This window comes from Psychroserpens sp., assembly GCF_045105015.1.
Lineage (GTDB): Bacteria > Bacteroidota > Bacteroidia > Flavobacteriales > Flavobacteriaceae > Psychroserpens.
On record NZ_JBGCCX010000077.1, the window covers coordinates 1 to 2,669 of the forward strand.

The following is a 2,669-nucleotide window of genomic DNA, read 5'->3' on the forward strand; positions in this document are numbered from 1 at the left end:
ACCTCTCTGATTTGGTACTATCACATGATAACCCGCTTTAACTAAAGCTGGAATTTGATAGCGCCATGAATATGCATGTTCAGGAAAACCATGACATAATACAATTGGGTTACCTCTATTTTCAATACCTGCTTCAAAAACTTCTAAAACAATATTATTTATTGGGATCATTGTTGATCTAGGAAATCTTACTATTTCTGTTATTGTCCTCATAATATTATTCACTTTTATCTAGAATTAGTACTTCTATTTTTCTAAAATCTGTTGTACTTGGAACGTGTTTAGAATCCTCCAATAAAACGACTTCTTCTAAGGATGAAAATATTTGTTTAGCTCTTTTAATCATCTTTTTGCCAGGAAACATAATGTCTTTTTCAGCTGCGAAAATGGTGATTGGTGTTTTTATATTTTTAGCTAAATCTTTATTAATTACAGGTAGTGGTGAGAAATCCATGTTGCAGTGCTGAAATGTATTTGACATATAGTTTAATGCAAAATCATCATATTCAGAAAAAAGTACCTCCATTACTTTTTTAATGTGTTTTTGGTTATTTGTTTTGATAAACTTTTTTAATGACAGGAACATTTTGAATACCCCTACAAGAGGATTACCATTTACTATGTAGACTGGGGCGATTAAGAAAACATGTCTAATTGGTATTTCACTAAATTCTAGTGCTTTTAAACTAATTAAACCACCAAAGGAAAACCCAACTAAAGTGACATCTTTTAACCTTAATTTTATGATGACTTTTAAGAGCCATTCACCATAATCCAAAGATTTCATATCCAATCTATTCTCAGCACTTTTATTGGGTTGCGCTAAGACATCCACTGCATACACACAATATTTTGACGCTAAACTGGGTAAGGACTCTAAAATTTGAGGTGCACAACCTCCCGTTCCGTGAATCAGTACTAATGGAGGGTATTTAGTATCGCCAGTAGTAATAACATTAGTGACACCAAACTTTGTTTCTACCAATTTTTCTGAATATTCAATATTCAGCTCTTTTAATTTTTGATTGTAAAGGGTAATGATTTTTTCTTTTCCTTCTTTTGATTTGAAAAACATATTTAATCTTATTTTTTGTTGATATTTATGAATTGTATTTCTGAGTAGCTCAGCTATACTTTGATAATAACATTACCTATTTTATGCCCCATTTCTACATACTTATGTGCCTCTGTCATTTTTTCTAAAGGAAAGATGCTATCAATAACAGGGATAATCTTCTCTTGTTCAGCTAACTTTTTTAAATTTAAAAAAGCTTCTTTAGGTGTTAATGGTGTGCCATGATCTATAGATATGTATTTCCCCTTAAAAGTCAATGCTTTTTTACTCTTTTCTTTAAGTTTCGATGATTTCGAATTGCCTACAGCATCAATTACATATTTATATGTTTCCAATTGTTTATCAGCATTTTCTAAGGTGTAATCAATCATCTTATCACTACCTAAAGACTTAACTAATTCGAAATTTCGACTACTGCATACACTAGTAACATGAGCACCCATATGCTTCGCCAATTGTATCGCCATGGTGCCTATACTTCCTGAGGCTCCATAAATTAAAACTTTGTCGTTCCTACTTATGCTCGTCTTTTTTAATAAATGAGAAGCAAGCAAACCACCATAAGGAATTGCTGCAGCTTCCTCAAAACTAAGATTTGCAGGTTTTAGTGCTAGATTCCAATCTTCCGGTAAACAAATATATTCTCCATATGAACCAAAACGGCGGTTGGTAGGTGAGATTGAACCATAGGCAAAAACCTCGTCCCCAACTTCAAATAATGACACATCTTTTCCTTTGTCCTCTATAACACCAGATGAAACCATTCCTAAAATTGGATTTCTTGGACGTACAAAACCAAATATAAGTTGCAGTATAAATTTGGAAATCATCGGTTCATTCATTCTACGAATTAGAACATCACTTGTGGTAACTGAAGTAGCATGTATCTTTATAAGTACTTCATTATCTTTTGGTGTTGGTTTTTTTATATGAGTTAGTACGAGATTTTCTGCATCGCCATACTTTATACATTCTATTGCTTTCATTATTGCTATTGTTTACAGCAAAGTTGGTAACTATTTGAGCTTTAAAGGTTCGTATTTGGAAATTAGAACCTAATAAATAGAAAATTAACGTGGACTATAAATTCTGTTTAACCGCTTTTCTCCAAAAGTATAATCCAAAAACAAATGTTACTATGGCAAACATAATTCCGTTTTCACCAAGCCAATGTTCAGTTCCATCAATTTTCGTTGTTAGCGGAGGCATTATTTTTTGTATATACACATTACTGACCGCATGAAAAATCACTGCCGGCCATAGACTTTTGGATTTAAACGTGTAGTACGCCATGATAAATGACATGGAAATAATGACGATAGTAAAGGTTGTGAATTCTAATAATACATTATTACTATAATATACCAACAATGGCCAATGCCAAAAAGACCAAATCAGTCCACTAAAAATTGCTACTCCATTAAAAGACAGCACTTTTCTCAATTCATAGATGAAAAATCCTCGCCATCCAATTTCTTCACCTAGGGTTGTTGCAGCCGCTCTTATTACTTCAACAGTGCCTAATAAAATAATGGCTATGATGGTTATTGACTTTGGATTTAAAGTTCCAATACCAAACAGACCCAGTTCTTTT

General features: G+C 32.6%; 4 protein-coding genes. All 4 read right to left on the bottom strand.

The window, feature by feature from the left end; translation table 11 throughout:
* Positions 1-213, bottom strand: a 213-nt coding sequence (locus AB8B90_RS06075; protein ID WP_405334753.1) for an alpha/beta fold hydrolase, incomplete at its 3' end; no start/stop codon positions are given.
* 4 nt (positions 214-217) lie between these two features.
* Positions 218-1,075: an alpha/beta fold hydrolase gene (locus AB8B90_RS06080; RefSeq protein WP_405334755.1), complete on the bottom strand. Its 858-nt coding sequence runs from the start codon at positions 1,073-1,075 to the stop codon at positions 218-220.
* A gap of 53 nt (positions 1,076-1,128) precedes the next feature.
* Positions 1,129-2,061 carry an NAD(P)-dependent alcohol dehydrogenase gene (locus AB8B90_RS06085; RefSeq protein WP_405334757.1) on the bottom strand — a complete coding sequence of 311 codons (933 nt, stop codon included), beginning with the start codon at positions 2,059-2,061 and terminating at the stop codon, positions 1,129-1,131.
* 94 nt (positions 2,062-2,155) lie between these two features.
* On the bottom strand, positions 2,156-2,669 hold a 514-nt coding region (locus AB8B90_RS06090), incomplete at its 5' end, for a CPBP family intramembrane glutamic endopeptidase (RefSeq protein WP_405334759.1).